2 protein-coding genes and 2 pseudogenes are annotated in these 4,524 nt (G+C 58.4%); 3 read left to right on the top strand and 1 reads right to left on the bottom strand.

What is annotated here, in order from left to right; all coding sequences use genetic code 11:
* Window positions 1-151 precede the first annotated feature (151 nt).
* A pseudogene (locus tag DV704_RS12515) lies at window positions 152-1,065 on the top strand (arginase family protein).
* 7 nt (window positions 1,066-1,072) lie between these two features.
* Here DV704_RS12515 and DV704_RS11960 read toward each other — a convergent pair.
* A pseudogene (locus tag DV704_RS11960) lies at window positions 1,073-2,063 on the bottom strand (integron integrase).
* 672 nt (window positions 2,064-2,735) lie between these two features.
* Here DV704_RS11960 and DV704_RS11955 point away from each other — a divergent pair.
* Both DV704_RS11955 and DV704_RS11950 read left to right on the top strand, forming a co-directional pair.
* The gene (locus DV704_RS11955) at window positions 2,736-3,584 is read left to right on the top strand and encodes an SDR family NAD(P)-dependent oxidoreductase (protein WP_199489999.1); all 849 of its coding nucleotides are present in this window, start codon (window positions 2,736-2,738) and stop codon (window positions 3,582-3,584) included.
* Window positions 3,585-3,621: 37 nt separating this feature from the next.
* Entirely contained in the window at window positions 3,622-4,152 is a 531-nt protein-coding gene (locus DV704_RS11950; protein ID WP_199489998.1) for a cyclophilin-like fold protein, read from the top strand.
* Window positions 4,153-4,524: the final 372 nt, after the last annotated feature.

The following is a 4,524-nucleotide window of genomic DNA, read 5'->3' as shown; positions in this document are numbered from 1 at the left end:
TTATCATGCAGCAAATTTATGCCCGCTACCGGCGGGGCCTAACCCAGGATTCGCGTTTTGCGGGGCTGATTCATCTGATCCGCGAGATTGGGGAGATGATTGACCGGGCGCTGGACACCGGCCAGGTATGACGGCAGCATAGACTATCCGCATGCGCAGCAGCGAGTTGCCCTTTACCGGCCCCGCCACCTTCCTCAAAGCCCCCCACCGCCCCCTGAGCGAGCCCTGGACCGCCGACGTGGGTTTTCTGGGCATCCCCTACGATTTTGCGGTGGGCTACCGCCCCGGCGCCCGCTTCGCGCCGGGTGCTTTGCGCGAGGCCAGTGGGCGTTATGCGCCGGGGCCGGAGGGGTTTTTCGACCTCGAGACCGAGACCTACCGACTGCAGGGGGTGAGCCTGGTGGACGTAGGCGACGTAGACCCGGCCCAACCGGGGTACGCCGAAACCTTCCGCCGCATTAGCGAGGCCGCCCTAAAGCTCAGGAAGCGCGTGCGGCTGCCGGTGTTTGTGGGGGGCGACCACTCGGTCAGCTACCCCATCCTGCAGGCCTATGCCGACCTGGACAGCTCTATGTGGTGCAGCTCGACGCCCACCTGGACTTCTCGGATCTCCGCAACGGCACCCGCTACTCCAACTCGAGCCCCTTCCGCCGCGCGGTGGAGGAGGTGCCGGGCCTCAAGCACATGACCGTGGTGGGCCTGCGCGGCCTGCGCACCAACCCCGAGGCCTTCGGGGCGGCCAAAGCCAGGGGCCACACGCTGATTACGGCGGCCAGGGTACGGGCGAACCTGCCCTGGGTGTTAAGCCAACTCCCGCAGGGCAAAAAGGTCTACCTGAGCTTCGACGCCGACGTGCTCGACCCCGCCATTCTGCCCGGCACCGGCAGCCCGGAGGTGGAGGGCCTGACCTACGCCGAGGCCCTGCAGGTGGTGCGGCGGACGATAGAGCAAAACGAGCTGGTGGGCTTCGACCTGGTGGAGCTGGCGCCCAATCTGGACCATAGCGGCCTTTCGGCGTTGGTGGGGGCGCGGCTGTTGGCCGAGGTGCTGGCGGTGTGGGCCTGAGATGGCCCTATGAATCGAGTGGACTTCGAACGCCCCTTCCACCACGATTCAAGACGTGGGTATAAACCATGGTGGTCTTACTTGTGGCCTAAAAGCTCCTGTACCGTGCGGATGTCGTAGCCCGATTCAAGCAGATGGGTAGCGAAGCTGTGGCGCAGGGTATGGACGCTGGCGTGCTTGTGAATACCTGCTGCGCGTACGGCTTTTTTCATGGCGCGTTGAACGGCGTGCTCGAGCAGATGATGCCGCCCTACCCGCCCCGTGCGGGGGTCTTTTGAACGATGAGCCGCAGGAAATACATACTGCCAGCCCCACTCCTTGACCGCGTTGGGGTATTTACGAGCCAGGGCGTAGGGCATCTCGACCTCACCGAAGCCTTCTTCCAGGTCTAGCTGGTGCATACGCCGGGCGTACTCGAGCTGCCGATGGAGCGCCGGAACCAGTTTGCGTGGGAGCATGGTTCGCCGATCTTGCTCACCCTTGCCATCCCGAACTGTAACCTCCAGCCGCTCGAAATCCAAATCCTTCACCCGCAGGCTCAGGCATTCGGACAGGCGCATCCCGGTTCCATACAGCAGGCTCAAAATCAGATGGTGGATGCCCGACGCACGAGATAAAACCTGCTCTACCTCGTCACGGGTGAACACCACCGGAACCCGCCGAGAGCGCCTGGCCCTTTTAATGTTCTCGATGTCGGGTAGGTTGACTTTCAGCACCTGGCGGTACAGGAAGAGCAGTGCTGAGAGGGCTACATTTTGAGTGGAGGCCGCCACGTTGTTCTGGGTAGCCAGATGGGATAGGTAAGCCCGGATTTCCTCGACGCCCATCTCCTTTGGATGGCGCTTGCCGTGAAAGCGTATGAAGTCTAATATGTAATACACATACGAGGTTTCCGTGCGTCGGCTCATATGCTTGAGCCTCAAAACATTGCGAACTTCGTTGAGAAAGGGGGAAGTTTTGGGCGAATACCTTTTTGGGTCATTAGGAACATCCGACATATCCGATAACATCCTAATACGGGGTGTTATACGACAGCGTGACATTTAATCACTAGTTGGGCGCAGAGAGGTGGAAAGAGTTTCGAGAACGTTTACAGGGTGCGTTGTCGCTGCGGGCAGTGGGGATGGGTCTTGCCTGCTGTGGCCTTGCCTGCAAAAGGATGTCGCCTGCGGGGGCGGCGGTTGGCCACGGACGTTGCGGCCAAGGCGTCTTGCCTGCCGTCAACGCCCGCGACGGCCCCCAAGCGGAATCCTGTCGCCGAGCGGGATTGGCCGGGCATTGGGCTGGCCGGCAAGGGCAACCACGCCGGCAGGAAGGCTTGAAAGGCGCAGGGCTTCCGCTCCCGCGCGGGGCGTCGGTGAGTGAGACGGGCTTCGGGTCGGGATGGTTGGCTTGCCAGCCGTCGCCTTGCCCGCTGTGGCGGCGGAAGGTCGGCGGGTCGGGTGTTTAGGTTGTTGTCTTTTGCCTGCAGTTGTGCCCCAACATTCGTGGGCATGGGTTTGTTGAATGCGCCCTGCCTGCGCTGGAGGAAGGCGCGTGAAGGCGAGCGAGCTTTGCGGCGGTGAGCGTCTGCGCCCAACAGGCGTTTCCAGCGGACGGCTCGCCGCCGCTGAAACGCAAGTCGTTAGGCCGTATGGACTGTCCTCACCGCTGTGAAAAGGAGAGTGAGAGTGAGCAAAGTGATCGTCATCACAGGCGCTAGCGATGGCATAGGTGCCGCAGCCGCCCGTCAACTTGCTGCAAAAGGTTGGCAGGTCGTGGTGGTGGGCAGATCTCCTGAAAAGACTGCTGCTGTCGCTAGAGAGCTGAATGCTCCGTACCACGTGGCAGATTTTACGGAGCTGGCACAGGTGCGCCGGCTGGCTAGCGAGTTGCTCGCCGCTTATCCGCGCATTGATGTGCTCGCCAATAATGCTGGCGGCTTGTTCAAAAAGGCCAGGACAAAGGACGGCTTCGAAAAGACCTTTCAGGTGAACCACCTTGCGGGATTTCTGCTCACGAACCTGTTGATCGATCGCTTGATAGAATCCAAGGCGAAAATCATCCAAACATCAAGTATCGGTGCAAAAATATTCGGCAATATCGACCTCGATGATTTCACCGGTTACACGAAAAAGAACCCCATGAATGCATACGGCGACAGCAAACTAGCGAACATCCTGTTCACAAAGGAATTGCATCGCCGCTATCACAGCAAGGGCATCAGTGCCGTCGCTTTTCACCCAGGCAACATCATCAGCAATTTTGCCCACGATTATAGCATCGTCCAGTTTATCTATCGCAGCCCAATCATGCGACCCTTCTGTCGGCTGATGCTGGAGACACCGGAGGACGGTGGAGCAAGGTTGGCTTGGTTTGCCGAAGGAACGCCCGGAAAAGACTGGCTGTCTGGTGAGTACTATGAGAAGAACAAAATTCCCCCTAAGTGGAAGATTCACCCGCAGGCAAACGATGTGCAGCTAGCTAAAGAGCTTTGGGAACGTAGCGAGAAGCTCGCTGGGTTGCCAGTCAAGGTATAGGGCACAGCGCTGAATGTCGCTCACTTCGGAGGAGAAAATGTCGAGTTCCCGCAATCAGATCATTGCATTTATCTTTGCATTTATCTTTACGCTTACCTTTCTCTCCGCTGTGGTTGCGCCAACCATCTTACCGCCAACACCAACCCTGTTGCCTACAGCGTCGCCAACCTCAACCCCGACAGAAGGAAAAACGGCTATGCCTACACCTGGTGAGACTCGGATACGCATAATCATCGGCGACACAATCCTGACTGGGCGGCTTTGGGATAACGCTACGGCTCGTGACCTGATTGCTCAACTCCCACTCACATTGTCTTTCCGTGACTTCAATAATGTTGAGAAAATAGCCACATTGCCTCGCAGGCTATCAACGGAAGGTATGCCCCCAGGTGATGACCCGCTTCCTGGTGAGATTGGTTATTACGCCCCATGGAATAATCTCGTTTTTTACTATGGTGATGTTGGTTACTTCAACGGCATCGTGCGTATTGGCCAATTTGATGGTGGTGTGGAATTCATTGCGAATCAAACTGCCGATTTCACTGCTACGATTGAGATCGCACCCTAACTGTCGTCGCAGGCTAACCATAGCCACCACTTGAAATAGGCGGTCAAGTGCTATTACAGGATGAATGAGCCCTGCACAGTTAGTAAGATCTCGTTGAAAGCAATAGGCGGCATAACATGCGCTTGCACCTGACGGCTTCGCCGCTACGCGGCTCGCCGCAGGTGAAGCGCCAGCCGTTAGAGAAAAGAGGGGGTGCGGGGGAGCTATAATCCCCCGGTTTTCAAACCGGGGATACATGGACTCCCCCACGTGCTCCGAAGGAGCCCATAGCATGGTGGGCGGTCGTTTTGCGGTACCATGTGCATGTACCTGAAGAGCGTGGCGCGGTGCGGGAAAGGTTGATGCCGGTATTCCGGGAGACCTGCTCGATGA

The sequence above is a fragment of the Meiothermus sp. QL-1 genome, assembly GCF_003351145.1.
Lineage (GTDB): Bacteria > Deinococcota > Deinococci > Deinococcales > Thermaceae > Meiothermus.
The sequence above is the reverse complement of the archived record's forward strand: the minus strand, read 5'-3'. Positions and strand labels throughout refer to the sequence as shown.

Bases quoted from the DNA above. Each gene is read 5' to 3' on its own strand.
- DV704_RS11950 (WP_199489998.1), top strand. From the start codon at position 3,622: ATGTCGAGTTCCCGCAATCAGATCATTGCATTTATCTTTGCATTTATC.